A 20,408-nucleotide genomic window follows, 5' to 3' on the forward strand; every position below is an offset into this window, starting at 1 on the left:
TTTAAGAATAGACTTCGTCTGTTTGTGGAAACATTTCATACCAAGCTTGTAGGGTTGGATTTGATGCCATTTTCATAAAGTTTACATCTGCTCCTTCAGCTCGCCATTCTTCTACTAACATCATCATCCTAATGGAGTCTAACCCTAAGCTCACTAAGTCATCATCATCCTTGATTTCACTAGGGGAGATATCTAGTATCTCTGCTACTTTTGCCTTTATTTCACTGTGCGCACGATTAGATGCGTTTTTTCCTGATAAATCATGAAGTAGTGCTTCTGTTAATAAAACCTTCCCACATCTAGTTGCTGTATAATTTAATGCCTGTACATGTTCCTCATAAGAGAAATCAGCTACTGCATCGGCAATTAGAAATGGTTGGATATCATACATAAATGCTTCCATTGCCGTAGCTAAACAACCTATATGTGCATACACACCACATATAATAAGTTGATCACGACCATCTTCCTTCATACGATCAAGTAAATTTGATTTCTTAAAAGCACTATATCTCCATTTTGTTTGAATCGTATCATTGTCTGTTGGTGCCAACTCAGGTACAATACCTGTTTGCGCTTCATCTTCGGTTAGTCCTGGCCCCCAAAAATCGGTTAATAAGGCACGGTCTTCATCTTTTTGATTACCTGGTTGTGCCGTATAGACAATTGGTATATTTTTACTTTGACAATAAGCTTTTACATGAGCAATCTTTTCAATTACTCCCTCAATCAATTGAGAACCATTCTCATAATAGTTGATAAAATAATTTTGCATATCATGAATTAGCAGTACTGCGCGCTTATTATCAAGCTGCCAATCTACTTTATTTTTTGGTAAACTATTTGCCTCAGGTAATGGATAGGTTTTGATTTTTGGTATTGACATAGGGAATCTCTCCTTTTATATTTTAGTAGCTAATTTTTCTTGGATGATTTCTCTTAAGCTTTTTTTACTTACTTTTCCAAGTGGTGTTTGTGGAAACTCATGTACAAATTCAAAACGGTCAGGTATCTTAAATGCGGCAATTCCTTTTAATTGTAGAAACGACTTCAAAGCTTGACCTGTCAGCTGTTCGTTTTGCGAGATAATAAATGCACAAGATCTTTCACCAAGGAATGCATCTGGCATACTGACAATTGCTGCATCTAATACATCTTCATGTGAGAGCAAATAATTCTCAACCTCTTCAGCAGCAATCTTTTCTCCACCACGATTAATTTGGTCCTTATCTCTTCCTTCTACGATTAAATAACCATCTTCCGTTTGTTTAACAATATCTCCTGTCCGATAAAAGCCATCATGAGTAAATGCTTTTTCGTTATGAGTCTCTGCATTGTAATAGGCAATTATCGTGTAAGGTCCTCTTACTTGTAAATGGCCCGTATCACCAACGGCAATAGACTGATCCTCTTCATCTACAATACGAATCTCATCAAATTCAGACATTGGTCTCCCTTGTGTATAAACGATTTTCTCATCTGTATCATCTAATCTCGTATAATTAACCAATCCTTCAGCCATGCCAAAAACTTGTTGTAGTGAACAGCCAAAGCTAGGTCCCACTTTTTTCGCTACTTCAGCACTACATTTTGCCCCACCTACTTGAATCACCTCTAAGCTAGTAAGATCATAATCTCTTGACTTCTTTGCCTCAATCCAAATAATTGCTAGCGGAGGAACGAGTGATGTAAAGTTGACTTTTTCTTTTTCGATTAATGGAAATGCCGTATCTGGACTAGGATCGGGACTTAAAATGATGCACCCACCAGCATATAAGACACCAAAAACACCAGGTGAACTCATCGTGAAGTTATGTGCTACTGGTAATACAGCTAGATATTTCGTCCTTTCACTTAATTCACAGATTTCTACACTTTTTCGAATACTATATAAATACTCATCATGTGTTCTCGGAATTAACTTAGGCAACCCAGTACTTCCACCAGATAATTGGAAAAATGCTAAGTCGCTACCCGAAATATTTGGTAAATTCACAGACTCTTCAGACATTAGTGCTTCAACGTTTAAAAACTCCTGCTCATCTCCTGCGACAATAATATGTTGTAATGTATTGACTTTTCCTTTCACTTCTCTGGCCATCTTCACATAATCATGTCTATCAAAAACATCAGGTATCACATAAGCAACGGCTTTTGTATGTTCACAAAAGTAAGTAATTTCTGTTTGTCGATGCAATGGCAAAGAGAAAATAGGGAGAGCCCCCATACGGAATAGCGCAAAACAAACTTCAAAAAAGGTAATGGTATTGGTAAGTTGCAATACTACTCGATCTTGCTTCTTTATCCCAAGATGGATGAATCCATGGGCTAAGCGATTGGCTCTATCATTTAACTCTTCATACGTAACTTTACGATTTCCTTCAATCAGTGCAATGGATGTCGGTGTTAATGTTGCCATCCTTTCTAATACTTCACCAAAAGTTTCACCAGTCCAGCATCCATTTGAGCGATATTTTGTTGCCAATTCATCTGGCCAAGGTGTATATCCTTGTAACATTTACAACTCTCCTTTATGAATTATTCAATACCTAATGCACTTAACATCGTTTTTAATTTTGCGGCCGTTTCATCACATTCTTCTTGTGGTACTGACTGAGCGACAATTCCTGCTCCAGCAAATAACTTCATTTTTCGTTGACTCAGTTCTGCACATCTAATCGAAATCGCCCACTCTCCATCACCGTTCCTTTTACTATAACCAATCATCCCTGTGAAATAATGACGATTATATGGCTCGAGTTCATTCAACAATTGAAAAGCTTCAACTGCTGGAGTACCACAAATAGCTGGTGTCGGGTGAATACTCTCGGCTAATTGAACAGATGAAACGCCTTCGTCATACAACTCCCCTTCTATTTTTGTTGAAAGATGCCACATCGTTTTTGTAGAAATAACAGAAGGTCGAGCGGGAACAGTTAGTGTTCGACAATATGGCTTAAGATTTCTTTCAATCGCTTCAACGACAAGGCGATGTTCATATAAATCTTTTTCAGAGCAACTTAATTCTTGGGCCATTCTTTTATCATCCTCTTCGTTCGCCATCCTCGGTCTTGAACCTGCTAAAGGATTGGTAACCACTTTTCCTCCCTCTTTTTTAATCAGCAATTCCGGGCTAGATCCTATCAACGTATTTTTTTCATCTGATAAATGAACCGCAAAATTAAATTTATCTTCATTATCTGCTAATAAATTCTGTAAAACATAACGAATATTCACGTTTTTACTAAACTCAATTTGCATTAAACGGCCTAAAACAACCTTTTTAAGCTCTGCATTTTTTATTCTCGCTACAGCCTTTTCGACCATCATCATATATTCCTGTGGTTGTGGATGAAAATTCACCTTATTAGGTAATGGGAGTCGATTTCCTTCTTGATATCTTGTACTAGTCAACGGTTTCTCCAACATCACTTCTTTAGGGATGAATAAGGTTGCCACATCCTTTTGATCGAAAGGAAAAGCTGCTATCATCAGATCATGATGTCCATATGTCCGGGGACACTTCTGCCAAAGTAAATCCACCCGTTCACTAAAGGATTTTCCTTCCTGTTCTTCCGTATGTAATTCAACTTCCTTTCCCTTTGCTAAAATATGTTTTGTGGGAAAACCAAGGAAACTATCGCCATTATTATATAAATCCGCCATTTTATTGACGCTTTTTTCTTGTAATATCGCCATTAATATTCACCTCTTTTTTCGTCATTGTGCACCTAAGCTCGCTCCACCATCTATCACAATATTATTCATAGTGATATGACTTGCCTGATCTGAAACGAGGTAAAGAATCGAATCAACAATATTTTCCGGAGTGGCAATCCTTTGTAATGGAATACCTACGCGATATTCTTCTTGAACACCCTTAATTCCTTGCTCAATAGCACCGTCCTTCCAGAAGTCTCTTTGCATATCTGTGTCAGTGGCACCTGGCGAAACAATATTGCAACGTATATTGTATTTTGCAAGCTCTAACCCTAAACATCTTGTAAACATGAGAGAAGCAGCTTTTGATGCACAATACGCTGACATAGATGTTCTCGGTACAGATGCTGCGTTTGAACTAACTGTAACAATTGCCCCAGATTGTTTGGCAATCATCACTTTACTCACCTCTTGGGATAGATAAAATACTCCATTTGTATTAATAGAAAAAGTATGTTCCCATTCATCCATTGTCATAGATTGAATCGGATTTACTGATATCACTCCAGCAACATTGACAAGAATATCAATCGTTTTATATTTTTCTATTACTAGTTGTATCGTATCTGTTACATGTGCTTTATTTGATACATCACAGATGTAGCCTTCAAATGTTTGATCCCGGTTTGATAACTCTTCCGATAGTTGTTTTAGTTTTTCTGCTTCGATATCTAACCCAACCACTTGGCAACCTTCAAAACAGAGACGCTTGACTAAAGCGGCACCCATTCCTTTTGCTGCACCTGAGATGACTGCAACTTTTCCTTTAAGCATCAGAACACCCTTTCTCAACAGATAATCATTCTCAATTAAAATTAAAAAAGAAAGCGTTCATTTCTTTCTTAGATTGTTAGAAAAAAAATTCCGCTTGAAATGATAATGATTCTCATTATCACATCACAATATTAACAATAGTATAGATTCCTAATATTCGTCAAGGAGGAAAAAAATCCTATTTCGATGAAAACGAATGGTTTTTTATCGGATTGATTTGTTTTTAATGGAAAATTAAGGATTGAATGACGATCGATTGAACCAAAAAATTTTATAAATGTAGGAAAAGTTATTTAAATATCTATAGTAAAAAATACAGGTGCTTTTTTGGAAATTCATTCATTTTTCTTTTAAAAAACCTTTATTTTCTATTAAACTCCAGATAAAAAAGAAACGAACTCTAAGTGAATGTCACTGTTAAGTTCGTTTCTTTGTTCATTCTTTTATTTTACAAGTTCCAATACAGCCTCTAACATTACATTGACACCTGCTGCACAATCGTTATATGGAGTAAATTCATCTTCGCTATGGCTTTTTCCATTTATACTAGGTACAAATAACATAGCAGTAGGAATCATACTTGCGATAAACTGAGCATCATGCCCTGCACCACTGGCCATTTTTTTATATGGTAATCTCTGTTCTTTTGTCACACTTTCTAGTAATTGAACCATTTCATTATCAAAATGGACGGTCGAGCGATCCCAGAGTTTTTCAATGGATACAGTACATCCTTCACTATTTACGGTTTCTTGTACTTTTTTTATTTTTTCTTCTACAATTGCCATTACTTCAGGTTCCTTATGCCTTGCTTCTATAGTAAAGATTACTTCATTTGGAATAACCGTATGAACATTAGGAGAAACATCTAGTCTTCCCATAGTAAATACGAGGTCATCTGGTAAACTACTTAATTCATTTCTAATATCTTGAATAAAGTTATTGGTTGTAAATAGTGCATCTTTACGTAAATGCATAGGCGTCGTGCCCGCATGATTAGAGTCACCTACGATTTTAATTTCATAACAGACCATCCCTACTACACAGTCAACTACACCAATCTTCAACTCTTCATGCTGAAGAACCGGCCCTTGTTCAATATGTAGCTCTAAAAAGGCATACGCTTCTTTTAATCTATTGGCTTCAGAGCCATTGAAACCGATCTTCGCCAACTCTTCTTTAAAGACCTTGCCATCAGCATCTTTTTTGTTCAGCATCTTTTCACTATCGAACTTTCCACTTAAAACTCCGGAGGACATCATTGAAGGTTCAAATCTAGCACCTTCTTCATTCGTAAAATTAACTAACATAATAGGAATCTTAGGTGTAATATTATTGTCAACAAGTGTTCTCACAATTTCTAAACCTGTAATTACCCCTAAAACACCGTCGAAACGACCTCCGCATTTTACTGAATCAAGGTGGGAACCGATGACCACCGGTGGACGCTCTTCTAAACCTGGTAAGAGAGCATACATATTACCCATATCATCAGTTTTTACTTCCATTTTCAGTGCTTCACAGCAGGTTTTAAAATATTCTCGTGCTAAACGATCTTCTTCTGATAGAGCTAATCTTGTTACACCATTATTCTCTGTCCTACCAAAATTCGCGAAATGTTCAATCGTTTCTGTTAATCTCTCACTATTAATCCTTACTTTTTGTTTCTCCAAAATGTCATCTCCTTCAACTACTTATTTACGATTAATTAAATGGACAGAAAAATACTTGCGTGCATCAGCTGTTAATATGTGTAACGTTTCAGAGTAAATCGTTGAACCTGTAATTCTCTCAAACTCCACAAAGGCACCACTTAAATTCTCTGTAATGCTTTTAATTGTATAACCGTTATTTAACAGGACATCAATGCTTGTTTTTTCTTTCATATATTCAATGTGCTCAGACATTTGACCATCTCCTTTATTGGACTTTTTCTTTGACTTTAGTATTTACTATTTCCTGTTCATCAATAGATAAAACCCAATCTCTTCCGACTGTAATTCCCAAGTATTTCTCATCACTAGGATCATTCATTTCGCTTTGCTTGTATTTTTTAAACCACCAGTACTTCGCTAAAACATAATAGAGAACGGCTCCAACGACAAAACCTACAATGGAAGAGTAAGTAGACAATAGATTTGCACATATCCCCCCGACAATCCAAGCAATTAGTCCAGCACCATTAAAACCTGCAAAATATTTGAATTGCCCTTCATTCTCATATAATGCTGGCACATTTACTCTTCTTTTTCTTAATAAATAATAATCAGCAAATAATATACCAACGATAGATGTTAGGATTCCCCCAATGACTAATAGCGCTTGATTAAGCACATCAAACAAGCTCCATGGCTGCGCAAGAGTACCAATGATTCCTGCAAAAATGACCCCTACCCAAAAAGGTACTTTCGGCCCGCCTACATTAGAGAAAACAGTTGCTGCTGGTATAATGTTGGCCGAAGTATTTGTAGACCACTGTGCTAAAACAATCATTAATAGAAGAATGCCTAAAATAAATCCACTAGCTGATTCTTGTAATGCCACAATTGGATCTGATGTGCTAACTGCCATATATGATACAGCGCCAATCGCAATCATGAATGTATTCACAATTGGCATCACGATGATATTACCAATTAACTGAGATTTATTGCGTTTAAACCAATTCCTCTCATTTCTTGGGGCTTTAAAGAATCTTGATAAGCTTGGCATATCTGCTGCAAGGGTAGCCCAAAAGCCCATATTTGCCATAATAACAACCATAAAAGCTGTAAAAGCAGTTACACCTGTCGCAGGATTTTCCACCCAGGTCCAGACATCTTTACCTTGGCTTGTTGCATTATCTGATAATGTAATATACATCCAACATGAGATTATAATAATAATAGGGGCAGCTAAATCAGCAAACCTTTCAATCGATTTAATCCCTAATGCTGTATTGATTAATTGTGCAGCAGCAAAAAGAATAAAACATACGAACCACTGATCAAAGCCAAAAAGAAGATTAAGTATCCCGTTTATAGCGGAAGCACCAAAATAAGTGTTTATGCCAAACCAACATGAAGCAGTTATCCCCCTAACAACCGAAGGAATATGTGTGCCAATTGTTCCAAACGGCGCCCGCATGTATACAGGAAAAGAAAGTCCATGTTCCACACCAATATCACCAATTAAGGACATCAATATCCCAATGACCACTGAGCCGATAATGGTTGCTAACAGAACCATAGGAAGCGATAAATGAACAATTCCGCCACCACCAATAGCAAATGCTGCTAGCACAATCGCCATACCAATCCAAATAACTGCAAAACCAAAAGTACCAATTTTCCTTTCCTTATAACCAATTGGCATTAGGTCCGGTGATTTTAAATAATTATCTTTCTTCTCCAATATGGACACCCCCTTAATATGAACAACACATTTAGTAAAGTTCTTGAAGTTGGATACCCTGCTGAAATCATTTCAGCAGGGCGCAATAAAAGTTAAATCATTGTTGGTAGTTTTTCTAATGTTTCTCCGTATTTAGCACGCTTAATAAATTTACCCTGACCTGCTTCTCCTACAAATTGTTTATCTTTGATGATAAAGTTACCCCTAGATAACACTGAAATAGGTTCTCCTGTAATTTTCATGCCTTCAAAAGGATTGTAGTCAACTGCCATATGATGCGTTTTAGCCGACAACGTCCTTTCGACATTGCCATCATAGATAACAAGATCAGCATCAGCGCCAACAGCTATCGTACCCTTTTTCGGATATAATCCAAACAATTTAGCTACACGGGTTGAAGTAATCTCTACGAATTGATTAAGCGATAATCTCCCTTTTTTCACACCTTCTGAAAATAAAATACTTACGCGATCTTCAATTAATGGACCACCATTTGGAATCTTAGAAAAATCACCTTTTCCTAAGTCTTTCTGACCAACAAAATCAAAAGAACATTGATCAGATCCGAGCGTTTGTAATTGACCTGTCTTTAACGCATTCCATAAATGATCTTGATTCCATTTTTCTCTTAATGGCGGTGACCAAACATATTTAGCTCCTTCAAAATCTGGTTTCTCCAAATAGGTTTGATCCAAGACCAAATATTGCGGACAGGTTTCACCCCAGATATCAATACCTTGACTTCTAGCTTCAGCTATTTTTTTAGCCGCATCTGCACACGATACATGCACGACATATAATTGGGATCCAGCAAGTCCGGTAAGTGTTGCAGCTCTACCTGTTGCTTCTGCCTCTGCTTCAGGGGGACGAGTTAAAGCATGATAAATAGGGTCAGTATTTCCTTTTGCTAATGCGTCTTTTACTAAATAATCAATCACATCACCATTTTCAGCATGCACCATGACAAGTGCCCCAAGTTCTTTAGCGGCAAGTAAAGTTTTATATAGGGTCTCATCATCTGCTTGGAATTGATTTTTATAAGCCATAAATACTTTTAATGAAGTTATGCCTTCTTCCTCAACCATTTTCGGTATCTCTGCTAATACAGCGTCACTGCTCTCAACAATTTGCAAGTGAAAACCATAGTCAATGACCGCTTTATTTTTTGATTTTTGATGCCAAGTTTCAACCGCGCTACTGAGTGATTTCCCTTTTGTCGTTAAACAAAAATCAACAATCGTAGTTGTTCCACCAAATGCGGCAGCTTTTGTACCCGTTTCAAAATCATCTTTAGTGACCGTTCCACCAAAAGGCATGTCTAAGTGAGTATGGGGGTCAATCGCACCTGGGAAGACATAATGTCCTTTTGCATCAACGATTTCCGCACCACTCTCTTGAATATTCTCTCCGATTTGCATAATTGTTTCATCTTCAATTAGGATATCTGCTTTGTAAGTATCTGTTGCTGTAACAATTACTCCATTTTTTATGATTTTTTTCATAAGTAACCACCCTTTCTCACTCTTTTACTTCGCTGTACTATTTGCAACATAGCTTATATTTGCAATGGCTTCTTGCCTTTCATTCCAAGTCATAGGTGGTAGTTCATTTCGTTTTTCGACCATATCGATTGCTCCATCTACAGGACAAACAATCGAACATAAATTACAACCGACGCAATCTTCTTCGCGAACTTGGAGATAAGGCTTACCATCAGTTCCGGTCAGCATATCAATACATTGATGGGAGGTATCTTCACAGGCAATATGGCATTTATTACAATTAATACAAACATCATTATTAATGTGTGCGACAATTTGATAGTTTAGATCTAAATCGCCCCAATCAGAATATTTCGGTACAGACTTACCGATGATTTCATTTACCGAAGCGATCCCTTTACGATCTAAATAATAATTCAGGCCATCAATCATATCTTCTACGATGCGGAAGCCATGATGCATGGCCGCTGTACAAACTTGTACGCTTGTTGAACCCATGAGCATAAACTCCACAGCATCTTGCCAATTAGATATCCCACCAATTCCTGAGATTGGCACACCAATTCTACTATTACGGGCACATTCTCCAACCATATTTAGAGCAATTGGTTTCACTGCAGGTCCGCAATAGCCACCGTGGGCACCCTTCCCTCCAACATGCGGAATGGTATTCCACGTTTCAATATCTACACCTGCTAAACTATTAATCGTGTTAATCATACTAATTGCATCTGCTCCACCATTAACCGCCGCCTCAGCTGTTGCAGTTATATCGGTGATATTTGGTGTTAGTTTCACGATTACCGGTGTCTTCGCTACTTCTTTTACCCAATAAGTTTGTTGCTCAACAAGTGCTGGTACTTGACCTGAGGCTGCTCCCATTCCTCTTTCAGCCATCCCATGGGGACAACCGAAATTTAATTCCAGTCCATCGACACCTACTTCTTCCACCTTCTTGACAATTTCATGCCATTTTTCTTGTTTCGGTTCGACCATCAACGAAGCAATGATTGCATGATTAGGATATTTCTTTTTTGTTTCATAGATTTCTCTCAGATTTACTTCCAACGGTCGATCAGTAATTAACTCAATATTATTAAACCCTGCTACTTTTTGACCATTAAAACTCACTGCTGCAAAACGTGAAGAAACATTTAAAATGGGGTCACCTAATGTTTTCCAAACTGCACCTCCCCACCCAGCTTCAAAGGCGCGCTGTACTTGATAACCTGAATTGGTTGGCGGAGCTGAAGCTAACCAAAATGGATTTGGGGATTTAATTCCAGCTATATTTGTACTTAAATCTGCCATTATTTCACCTCCAAGATATTTAAGCAGTTTCTATCGTTTCTTTTAATAGAGTGCGGTGGATGCTTATAGCACTCGCTTTTCCTTGTTGTGCAGCAGACACAACCATTGCTTCACCTTGTCCTCTACCAAATATACAATCTCCACAGGCAAATACCTTACTGTTAGATGTTTGAAAGCTTTCACTATCTATTGTCACAACACCACCATCGTGACTAATTTCAAATTGTTCTATTAAATCAATATAACGACTTTGTCCGATCGCTTTAATCACTGCATCTACTTCAATGGTAAATTCAGAATCAGTTAAGGGTACAGGACGTCTCCTTCCATCTTCACCAGGTTCCGATAAAGTCATCTTGACACATTTAATACCTGTAACTTTCCCTTCCTCATCTCCTAAAATTTCAACCGGAGCTGTTAACCATCGAAATTCGACACCATCCTGCTTTGCAAATTCATATTCAAAATCATAAGCAGTCATCTCAGCCAACGTTCTTCTATATAAAATTTTGACATTATCCGCTCCTAATCTAACTGAACAAGTTGCAGCATCGATAGCCGTATTACCAGCCCCGATTACTGCTACCTTTTTTTTGTATAAGTCATCATGAATTGGTGCTGTCTTTGTTTCTTTTACAAATTCAATCGCATCATGAACGCCATTTAAGTCTTCACCAAGAATGCCCAATTCTGGTACAGATGACATACCAATGGCTAAAACAACAGCATCATTTTGTTCCAGAATTTCTTTAGCAGAGATATCTACCCCTACCCTCGTATTTGTAACAATTTCTACATTCAATTTTTTTACTTGTTCTACTTCCCAAAAAGATATATTCTGCGGTAATCTAAATGAGACGATTCCGTAAGTATTTAATCCTCCCGCTTCACTTTCTGCTTCGTAAATCGTCACTTTATAACCCATTCTTGCTAATTCTCTGGCTGCTGATAAACCGGCAGGACCACTTCCTATAATAGCTACTTTCTTTCCATTTGGCTTTCCAGCATGAAACAGGGTCGCTTCATTCTTAATTGCCCAGTCCGTAGCATACCTTTGTAAATTTCCTATTAAAATAGGTTTAGTAGAATGATTGAGTACACATGCGCCTTCACAAAGTTCTTCTGTCGGGCAAACGCGCGCACAACTAGCTCCTACAGGATTAGCAGACATAATTGTTTTTGCAGATCCAAATAAATTATCTGTGGCAATTTTTTTAATAAAACTAGGGATATCAATTCCCGTTGGACACGCTTGAATACAAGGAGCATCATAACAATACAAACATCGATTGGCCTCATCCAGTGCATCATGCTTAGAAAAAGGCGGTTCTACTTCTTCAAAGTTCAGCTTTAGTGTTGCTAATGTCTCTTTTCGGTCGCTTTTCACTATAGAGTAACCTCCTTAAAAGATAGCATCTTTGAATGTTAGTTTTTCTAACATTAATTAAACTGAATTGTTAGAATCTTATAATCATTTTACTGTGTTCTAATCGATTAATCATTATACAATTCGTAAAATAGTTCACTAGTCTTGCTTGTCAAAATGTAAAAAGCAAAGGTTTGTAAGCGCTTCACTTAATACTTGTTCCAAATAGTTTTTTCTTTCTAATTTTCAAATGTTATTTATCCTTACATACCCTGTAAATATTATTGTTCTTTTATATCCTTAAATGGCAAGCCGACGCAATTTATTATGTCTCACAAATAATAATTGAATAATGCTTGTTTTAAGATCTTGTAAGAAATAGAATCATAAACCTTAAATATTAATGTAAAGAATTATTAGGGAGAGCCTTTACAAGACCCTAGAGATGTTTTTTTAAGAGGATACGAGTGGAAAGGACTTTGCAATTCACTATAATGTTATTTCTATTTATTTTTTCTGTATGGAAAAACGAAAACAGTAGTGAGCTCATACAAAGCAAGTGTTTTTCAAAGATCATTTTTTACAGACTTCTTATGTTTATTAGGTATATACCTATTTCTTAATTATTGATCTACTTTAAATTAACACTGTTTTTCGTGACCTTGTTGTTTTTTACATAAATGAAAGAGAACCTCTCTCGTTGTTCCCTTTCTTACCAGACTTTTTCAAACTTTTATTGTTCCTTTGATCGTTTTAATACGTTCTTGCTCTTCTCCCTTATCTAAGTATTCGAAAAAACCAAGTCGATTTCCCCATGGGTCTGTGAAAGTTCCCCATTTCACTGGTACTTCAGGTCTTGAATGTATTTCAAACCTATTGATTTTTAAAACTTCTATAAGTCTGTCTCTTTCAGCCTCAATATTAGTAACTCCTAAACGCAGAGGTCCGTTACCCTCGGAAAGAGTTCCTTCTGCGACCTGCAACCAACATCCAGGAATGAGTTTCCACTCAGCGAACCCCTCATGTGGAGTAAAATCAGGCTTCTTATTAAGCAGTGTTTCATACCACTTTTGCCCTTCTTCAATATTGGCAACTCTAACTTGAGTAGTCATTTCAAAAATCATTTATATCCCTCCTAAATGTAAAATTAAATATAATACATCTTGTACTTTCCGTTATCACTATGAAAACGATTTTAACGTATAATAAGCTTATCAATTTCCTGGAAACAAGTCATTTCTAATAGCTTTAACAAGCACTAATTTTTCCTTTGAAAGTACATTTACCCCTTCTTACAAATTGAAATGCTTCCTTAACCACGATGAAGTTAACCCAAAATAATCGGAAACGGCGTAAATTAAAATAGACCCGAATAATCGATCGGGCCTAATGTTGAAAAAATTATTTCAAAGGAGATTATTGCATTACCTTACAGATATCATTTGTGAACGCTACCGGGTCTTCCACAGATAAGCCTTCAATAAGTAATGCTTGGTTATAAAGTAAATTGGTATATAAAGCTAATTTTTCATCATCATTATTATTAAATGCAGCTTGGATACTATTGAAGACAGAATGGTGGATATTCAGTTCAAGTACTTTATCTGCTTTGACATTTTGATTATCTGGCATCATACTTAATACTTTTTCCATTTCAATGGTTACTTCACCATCAGCTGATAAACAAACAGGATGAGATTTTAGTCGTTTGGATGCACGGACCTCTTTTACTTTACCAGTAAGTATTTCTGACATTTTCGTTAATATTTCTTTATTTTCTTTTACTTCATCTTCATTGTCTTCTTCTTTGCCTTCCGCATCAATTCCTAAATCTCCACTAGATACTGACTTAAACTCTTTTTCTTCATAATTAACAAGCATTTTAATCGCAAATTCATCAATATCCTCTGTAAAATAAAGAATTTCATATCCTTTATCGGCTACGATTTCTGTTTGTGGTAACTTGTCAATACGATCAATTGAATCACCTGTAGCATAATAAATATATTTTTGCTCTTCTGGCATTCTGCTTATATATTCATCTAATGTTACTAGTTTTTTCTCTTTGGACGAATAGAACAATAGTAAATCTTTTAATAAATCCTTATGTGTACCAAACTCATTGTACACACCAAACTTGATTTGGCGACCGAATGATTCATAGAACTTCTCATATTGTTCACGTTCATTTTTCAATAATGTTTTTAACTCGCTTTTAATTTTCTTATTAATATTTTTGGCAATCAATTTTAATTGACGGTCATGCTGGAGAATTTCTCTTGAAATATTTAAGGATAAATCTTCAGAATCAACCATCCCTTTAACAAAGCTGAAATGATCAGTTAATAAGTCTGGGCATTTCTCCATAATTAACACGCCATTTGAGTATAACTCTAACCCTTTTTGATATTCTTGAGAGTAATAATCAAATGGACGATTTTCTGGGATAAAAAGAATGGCATTATATCGGATGGATCCATCGACACTTACATGCACATGCTTTAATGGCTGATCAAACCCATACCGTTTCTCTTGATAGAAGTTTTGATAATCTTCATCCGTTAATTCATTTTTGTTCTTACGCCAAATTGGAACCATGCTATTAATGGTTTGTTCTTCTATGATCTCTTCAAATTCTTTGTCATTATCTTCTTTCGGTTTACTCGTTGTGACATCCATTTTGATTGGATAACGAATGAAATCAGAATATTTCTTAATAATTGATTTTAATTGATATTCATCAAGAAAATCATCAAAGTTCTCTTCTTCTTCATTTTCTTTTAATTTAAGTATGATGGTTGTACCTACTTGATCTTTCGTTGTTTCCACAATAGTATATCCATCGGCTCCTTGAGATTCCCAAAGATAAGCTTGGTCACTATGCAACGCCTTGGACAATACTTTTACCTCGTCTGCTACCATAAATGCTGCATAAAATCCGACACCGAACTGCCCGATAATATCATGACCATCTTTTGCTTCATTCTCTGATTTAAAAGCAAGGGAACCACTTTTAGCAATGACACCTAGATTATTTTCTAGTTCTTCTTTTGTCATTCCGATACCTGTATCAATAATGGTTAATGTGCGTGTTTCCTTATTAGGAATCACCTTTATGTAATAATCGTCTTGTTCGAAAACAAGTTGGTCGTCAGTCAACGCCTTATAATAAATTTTATCAATTGCATCACTTGCATTAGAAATTAATTCACGTAAAAACACTTCTTTTTGTGAATAAATAGAATGTACCATCATATCAAGCAATCGTTTCGATTCAGCTTGGAATTGAATTTTTTCTGCCATCTTCACAGTCTCTCCTTTATCATGAATTTTTCAAAGACTAAATTAGCACTCTATCTTATAGAGTGCTAATACTATTTTAATATCCTCTTTTTTCCCAGTCAATAGTTAATATTTATAAAGAACGCACCATTCCGCCATCTATTAAAATAGAAGAACCCGTTACGTAAGTATTAATATCTGAACATAGGAAAGTGACAAATTGAGCAAATTCTTCGGGCGTGCCATAACGACCTAACGGGATCGATTGTACTGATGCTTTTTGCACTTCTTCTTTCGAAATCCCCTTTCTATTAGCCGTTAATTGATCAAGATAGTCAATACGATCTGTTGCTATTCTACCTGGTGCAACCGTATTGATTAATATTTGATGCGGAGCCAATTCATCAGCAAGCGTTTTAGTCAAACCGACAATTCCTAAGCGAAATGTATTAGATAATAATAAACCTGGGATTGGTTGTTTAATAGATGTGGAAGCAATATTGATGATTTTCCCGCCATGTTTCTTCATTTCAGGCAATACACTTCGGATCGTTCGTACGTAGCTAAGTAAATTTAATTCGAACGAACGATACCAGTCATCATCCGATAAATCCTCAAATCCGCCACCAGGAGGTCCTCCAGCATTATTGATAAGGATATCAATGGTTCCATATGTAGCTTTTGTCTTTTGAACAAGTTCTGTAATATCTTCCTGTTTTGTAATATCACACGCTTGGTACTCCACTTCCATGAAACCACTTGATTTTAGCTCCTGTTGTACGACTTGTAGTTTACTTTCATCTCTACTCGAAATCATTACTTTGGCGCCTTCCTTAGCTAATTCAAGGGCAATCGCCTTTCCTAAACCTTGACTGGAAGCTAATACTAAAGCTACTTTACCTTTTATTTTTAAATCCATCGACTACTCCTCCTATTTCTTTCTATAAAATATATCAAACCGCTCCCATAAGTCTTCTAACTTCTCTAATCTTTCTTCTACAACTTCTGTCCGCTCTTTCCCTAAATAAACAATTAAAGCATTAATTAAACTAAGTGGTGCGGTAAAGGAGTCGATAAACGTTGGAAGCTTGCTAGAAGCAGTTAATACTACGTCTGCATATGGCACTAATGGTGACGTTAAATGATCAGTAATAGCAATCACTTTTGCTCCATGTTCTTTTGCATATTGCACTTGTTCAATTGTATTGATTGAATAACGAGCAAAGCTGATACCAATCACTACATCATGCTCATCCAACTTAAATAACTGTTCAGATACAGTGTCAGCAGCACCGATTAATTCACTATGTCCAAGGATGATATTTAAATAATATTGCAGAAATACACCTAATGACCGAGCACTACGATTGGCACTGATGTATATTCTTCTTCCCTCTAATATATATTGTGCTGCTCTCATAAATTGTTGTTCATCTAACTTTTCCATCGTCAATTGAATGTTAGCCATATCATCCTGGAACAGAGAGACAACCCCTTCTCTTTCGTGTTCATACACATCTGATGACATTCTCAATCTCTCTGTTGTAGTGAGTTGTTTTTGGATAGAGCTTTGCATATATTGCTGTAGATCAGAGTAACCAGTAAATCCAAGAAAAACGGCAAATCTAACAACAGTAGCTTCACTAACTTTCGTAGATTTGGCTAGTTTAGCGACAGTTAAGAATGGAATTTCATTTTTATGATCTAGCATGTATGTAGCAATTTTCTTTTGAGATTTACTCATTATCGGATATTGATCCGTGATTAACTTTTCGATATTCTCCATTTTGTAAGTCATACCTTTTCTTCAAAATTAACAGATTTCTTTCTCATACATTTTATTATACGTGAAAAGCTTAAAAATTGATAATCTGTATAACCATTAATGAATTATTTATTTCATTTTTAATAAAAATGAAATTAACACTTCACAAATAGGTTTTTTCAGCGTATCATGTTCTATATATTTCTTATATTAATAAATATGAAATATACATTTCATTATAGAGGTGAAAAATACAGTGAAAACAAGTTCATTAGATGATGTACACGAACAATTAAAAGCAAAAACGAGTAAATCATATCAATTCTCTTTAGATGCCCAAAGCTATATGCCAGGCGGTGTAACAGCAAATATTAAGTACTTTGATCCATACCCAATTGTTATGCAAAGGGGTAGTGGCGCTTATTTATTCGATATTGATGGCAATGAATACATCGATTACTTATTATCTTATGGCTCTTTAATGCTTGGTCATGGTCACCCAAAAGTGCAAAAAGCATTAGCTGACCAAATGCAAGTGAATGGTACACATTTATTCGGGACGCCTCATCAACTTGAACTCGAAATGGCAAAAAAATTACAAGCACTCTATCCTTCGATGGAAAAACTTAGATATACAAACTCAGGTACTGAAGCAACTTTATTATCAATAAGATTAGCCTATGCTTACACTGGTAAATATAAGATTGCTAAGTTTGAAGGTCATTACCATGGCGGATATGATCAAATGCTTATTAGTGTTAATCCAAAAGTAGATCAAGCAGGTCCAGCATCAGAACCAAATGCTTTAATTGAATCTAAAGGTGTTGACCCCTATCACCAAACTCATACGATTGTTTTACCTTTTAATAATTTGGAAGCAACAGCAGAAATTTTGACAAAGCATAAAGATGAGGTAGCAGCTGTGATTTTAGAACCTGCTCAAAGTGGCTTTATCCCTGCTACACAAGAATTTATGACTGGATTAAGAAAAATAACGGAAGACTTAGGTATTGTTTTAATCTTTGATGAAGTAAAAACCGGCTTTAGATTGGGGCTTGGTGGTGCACAATCCATTTATCATATTTCACCTGATGTAACAACGTTAGGTAAAGTAGTTGGAGGAGGTTTTCCTGTTGGTATGGTTGGAGGTAAAGAAGAGATTATGATGTGTTGTGCCCCTTCTACCTTCTCAGATGTTTTTGACCATAGTACAGGTAAGAACTCCAGTGCCAAAGATGTTCTTTTCCATAGCGGGACATATAATGGTCACCCTTCAATCCTTGCTGCAGGGATGGCAACCATTGACGTATTACAAAATGAAATCTCTACTGTTATAGCTAGAACACATCGTTTAAAACAAGAACTAACAAGTCTTTTTGATAGAAAAGGATTAGCGATGCAAACCATTGGACTCGGTTCCATTTTTAACATCGTATTTACTGATAAAGAAGTATGGAATTATCGCGACTTACAGCAAGCGAATTTTTCCTTACGTAAAAGATTAGATCTATTATTATTAATTAATGGTTTATATACAAAACCAATGAATCGTTTCAGCCTATCTACAGCACACACTGATTTAGAAATTAATAGAACCTTAGAGATATTCGAAAAAGCTTTACAAGATTTATAATCATTAATTGTTTCCAGTGAATAAGCACAAACAAAAACTCCTAAAAATTAGTTTTTGTTTGTGCTATTCATAATTTACCTATTTATCGTTCTCTATCACCATCTGATGCTCATCAATGATTTTTTAAATTTTCTCTCTTTTTCATTCTTTTTCCTCTCGTGCTAGACGAAAGTAGAATTCTGCGAATGACACCATTTATCCTTTTACTAGATTTATAGCATTTTGATTCAGGCTATAAAAACTGCAGCTCTGTTATGACTTAATCAGATAACTATTGATTGTATAATATGTAAAAATATGTGATAATGTAATTAGTTATGATATTTTGAATTCGAGGTAATGACAGATGCAGGTAACTTCTATAGATATTGAAAGTCAGATAAAAGATACAAGAGAAATGCTTTTAATTATCGGGGATATTTTTGGCCTATCAGACCCGTTCACTATTCAAATAAGCGAGGAACTCGACCTCTTAATCAATATGGTACAAAAAGAAAAGTACGCAGTTAATAAATAAGTAAAAGCCTAGTTTCCTACGGAAAGAAATTAGGCTTTTACCATTAAGAGACAACTTTATTTCCTGGTGTCGGCGATGTTGGGAATGGTGGTAGAAATTGTGATAATAAATATTGATAAATCGTTTGTTCAACTGATTTTCCTAGTTTATTTAATCCTTGATTCCCAAATAACACATTAAATTCGATAATATAATATTTCCCTTCGCTCACCATGACATCAAACCCTGCGTGATTAATACCTAATTGACCGGCAATATCTAACACAAGGTCGATAGCTTCTTGGGGAATAAAATCGGCACATAGTTCTCCACCTTGTGCAATATTATGAAGAAACTCTCCTTCTAGTCCCACTCTCCAATAGGCGCCCAATACTTCATTCCCAACCACACATATACGTAAATCTTTTCCATCATTCGGTAAATATTCTTGGATATATAAAGCGTCCACTTTCTCACAATACGTTAGAAAGTCTTCTCTCGATTGGATGAGGAAAACACCTTTTCCCATAGAGTTTCGTGATTCTTTTGCTACAAAAGGAAAGGGAAAAGTATCTAAAACATACTCAATATTGCTCCTTGTATTAGCAAGGATTTCAGTATAGGGAGCATGCTCAGGACTCACCGACCAAAGGGCCCTTGTCATTTCAATTTTACTAAAACCTAGCTGCATTGTTTCTATGCTAGGAAAAATCTTTTTCTTCAACCCATACACAAGTGACGGTACTTGCCACGTTTCAGGAAATAACACGATGTCAGCTTGCTTTATTGCATCTATTTCTTTAAACATATGTTCTGGCTTTATATAGTGCACATTGGGCATACCAATCGTGCGAAATGCATTAAAAGAAACAATTTTCATTGATTCATTCACCTTCATTATTCAATTAGTTTTTCCGTATTACAGATGTTAAAAAATGTATTTAAAAGAATATAAAACTATTAATATCATAGCATTTTTGTAAAAAAATACAATAAAATTTTTAAAGAAATATTATTATTAAAATTTCTAAATATTTATTGTTATTATAAGGAAAAAGAACAAGGTATAATCAGAAAAACAGAACCAATTTTTTTAAAATGAAAAGAGTTGAATGCATTTACACTCACTTTCTTCATTTTTATTCATTTCGAATGCCAAATTTTAA

The 20,408-nt window shown here is 35.7% G+C and carries 17 protein-coding genes; 2 read left to right on the forward strand and 15 right to left on the reverse strand.

What is annotated here, in order from left to right; translation table 11 throughout:
* Position 1 precedes the first annotated feature (1 nt).
* From U9M49_RS05610 to U9M49_RS05675, 14 genes are all read right to left on the reverse strand, one after another.
* The gene (locus U9M49_RS05610) at positions 2-886 is read right to left on the reverse strand and encodes an isochorismatase family protein (RefSeq protein ID WP_322909462.1); all 885 of its coding nucleotides are present in this window, start codon (positions 884-886) and stop codon (positions 2-4) included.
* Between the two features lie 15 nt (positions 887-901).
* Entirely contained in the window at positions 902-2,518 is a 1,617-nt protein-coding gene (locus U9M49_RS05615) for a (2,3-dihydroxybenzoyl)adenylate synthase (RefSeq protein WP_322909463.1), read from the reverse strand.
* Positions 2,519-2,538: 20 nt separating this feature from the next.
* A complete protein-coding gene (locus tag U9M49_RS05620; RefSeq protein WP_322909464.1) occupies positions 2,539-3,699 on the reverse strand; it encodes an isochorismate synthase in 1,161 nt (386 codons plus the stop codon).
* Between the two features lie 21 nt (positions 3,700-3,720).
* A complete protein-coding gene (locus tag U9M49_RS05625; protein WP_095373058.1) occupies positions 3,721-4,494 on the reverse strand; it encodes a 2,3-dihydro-2,3-dihydroxybenzoate dehydrogenase in 774 nt (257 codons plus the stop codon).
* A gap of 443 nt (positions 4,495-4,937) precedes the next feature.
* Positions 4,938-6,167, reverse strand: coding sequence for a Zn-dependent hydrolase (locus U9M49_RS05630; RefSeq protein WP_322909465.1), 1,230 nt, complete (start codon positions 6,165-6,167; stop codon positions 4,938-4,940).
* Positions 6,168-6,188: 21 nt separating this feature from the next.
* Entirely contained in the window at positions 6,189-6,401 is a 213-nt protein-coding gene (locus U9M49_RS05635) for a hypothetical protein (protein ID WP_095373056.1), read from the reverse strand.
* Positions 6,402-6,414: 13 nt separating this feature from the next.
* Positions 6,415-7,887, reverse strand: a complete 1,473-nt coding sequence (locus tag U9M49_RS05640; RefSeq protein ID WP_322909466.1) for an NCS1 family transporter — start codon at positions 7,885-7,887, stop codon at positions 6,415-6,417.
* A gap of 92 nt (positions 7,888-7,979) precedes the next feature.
* Positions 7,980-9,389 carry a dihydropyrimidinase gene (gene hydA / locus U9M49_RS05645; protein ID WP_322909467.1) on the reverse strand — a complete coding sequence of 470 codons (1,410 nt, stop codon included), beginning with the start codon at positions 9,387-9,389 and terminating at the stop codon, positions 7,980-7,982.
* Positions 9,390-9,413: 24 nt separating this feature from the next.
* Entirely contained in the window at positions 9,414-10,700 is a 1,287-nt protein-coding gene (gene preA, locus U9M49_RS05650) for an NAD-dependent dihydropyrimidine dehydrogenase subunit PreA (protein WP_322909468.1), read from the reverse strand.
* A 19-nt stretch (positions 10,701-10,719) separates the two neighbouring features.
* The gene (locus tag U9M49_RS05655) at positions 10,720-12,087 is read right to left on the reverse strand and encodes an NAD(P)-dependent oxidoreductase (protein WP_095373053.1); all 1,368 of its coding nucleotides are present in this window, start codon (positions 12,085-12,087) and stop codon (positions 10,720-10,722) included.
* 704 nt (positions 12,088-12,791) lie between these two features.
* Entirely contained in the window at positions 12,792-13,190 is a 399-nt protein-coding gene (locus U9M49_RS05660; RefSeq protein ID WP_322909469.1) for a VOC family protein, read from the reverse strand.
* A 292-nt stretch (positions 13,191-13,482) separates the two neighbouring features.
* Entirely contained in the window at positions 13,483-15,369 is a 1,887-nt protein-coding gene (htpG, locus tag U9M49_RS05665; protein ID WP_322909470.1) for a molecular chaperone HtpG, read from the reverse strand.
* Between the two features lie 112 nt (positions 15,370-15,481).
* Positions 15,482-16,267 carry an SDR family oxidoreductase gene (locus U9M49_RS05670; protein WP_095373050.1) on the reverse strand — a complete coding sequence of 262 codons (786 nt, stop codon included), beginning with the start codon at positions 16,265-16,267 and terminating at the stop codon, positions 15,482-15,484.
* 12 nt (positions 16,268-16,279) lie between these two features.
* Entirely contained in the window at positions 16,280-17,146 is an 867-nt protein-coding gene (locus U9M49_RS05675) for a MurR/RpiR family transcriptional regulator (protein ID WP_322909471.1), read from the reverse strand.
* 223 nt (positions 17,147-17,369) lie between these two features.
* Here U9M49_RS05675 and U9M49_RS05680 point away from each other — a divergent pair, with 223 nt between their 5' ends.
* Together U9M49_RS05680 and U9M49_RS05685 are read left to right on the forward strand one after the other, a co-directional pair.
* Positions 17,370-18,746 carry an aspartate aminotransferase family protein gene (locus U9M49_RS05680; RefSeq protein WP_307313509.1) on the forward strand — a complete coding sequence of 459 codons (1,377 nt, stop codon included), beginning with the start codon at positions 17,370-17,372 and terminating at the stop codon, positions 18,744-18,746.
* 346 nt (positions 18,747-19,092) lie between these two features.
* Positions 19,093-19,263 (forward strand): aspartyl-phosphate phosphatase Spo0E family protein, encoded by a 171-nt coding sequence (locus tag U9M49_RS05685; RefSeq protein WP_095373048.1) that lies wholly within the window; start codon positions 19,093-19,095, stop codon positions 19,261-19,263.
* Between the two features lie 43 nt (positions 19,264-19,306).
* On the opposite strand, the gene U9M49_RS05690 is transcribed toward U9M49_RS05685, so the two are convergent.
* Positions 19,307-20,122 (reverse strand): ATP-grasp domain-containing protein, encoded by an 816-nt coding sequence (locus tag U9M49_RS05690; RefSeq protein ID WP_224938395.1) that lies wholly within the window; start codon positions 20,120-20,122, stop codon positions 19,307-19,309.
* Positions 20,123-20,408: the final 286 nt, after the last annotated feature.

The organism is Cytobacillus sp. OWB-43 (assembly GCF_034651445.1).
GTDB classification, from domain to species: Bacteria; Bacillota; Bacilli; order Bacillales; family Cytobacillaceae; genus Cytobacillus; species Cytobacillus kochii.

Coding starts and splice junctions, on each gene's coding strand:
- U9M49_RS05610 (WP_322909462.1), bottom strand. CDS start 886: ATGTCAATACCAAAAATCAAAACCTATCCATTACCTGAGGCAAATAGT.
- U9M49_RS05615 (WP_322909463.1), bottom strand. CDS start 2,518: ATGTTACAAGGATATACACCTTGGCCAGATGAATTGGCAACAAAATAT.
- U9M49_RS05620 (WP_322909464.1), bottom strand. CDS start 3,699: ATGGCGATATTACAAGAAAAAAGCGTCAATAAAATGGCGGATTTATAT.
- U9M49_RS05625 (WP_095373058.1), bottom strand. CDS start 4,494: ATGCTTAAAGGAAAAGTTGCAGTCATCTCAGGTGCAGCAAAAGGAATG.
- U9M49_RS05635 (WP_095373056.1), bottom strand. CDS start 6,401: ATGTCTGAGCACATTGAATATATGAAAGAAAAAACAAGCATTGATGTC.
- hydA (WP_322909467.1), bottom strand. CDS start 9,389: ATGAAAAAAATCATAAAAAATGGAGTAATTGTTACAGCAACAGATACT.
- preA (WP_322909468.1), bottom strand. CDS start 10,700: ATGGCAGATTTAAGTACAAATATAGCTGGAATTAAATCCCCAAATCCA.
- U9M49_RS05660 (WP_322909469.1), bottom strand. CDS start 13,190: ATGATTTTTGAAATGACTACTCAAGTTAGAGTTGCCAATATTGAAGAA.
- htpG (WP_322909470.1), bottom strand. CDS start 15,369: ATGGCAGAAAAAATTCAATTCCAAGCTGAATCGAAACGATTGCTTGAT.
- U9M49_RS05670 (WP_095373050.1), bottom strand. CDS start 16,267: ATGGATTTAAAAATAAAAGGTAAAGTAGCTTTAGTATTAGCTTCCAGT.
- U9M49_RS05675 (WP_322909471.1), bottom strand. CDS start 17,146: ATGACTTACAAAATGGAGAATATCGAAAAGTTAATCACGGATCAATAT.
- U9M49_RS05685 (WP_095373048.1), top strand. CDS start 19,093: ATGCAGGTAACTTCTATAGATATTGAAAGTCAGATAAAAGATACAAGA.
- U9M49_RS05690 (WP_224938395.1), bottom strand. CDS start 20,122: ATGAAAATTGTTTCTTTTAATGCATTTCGCACGATTGGTATGCCCAAT.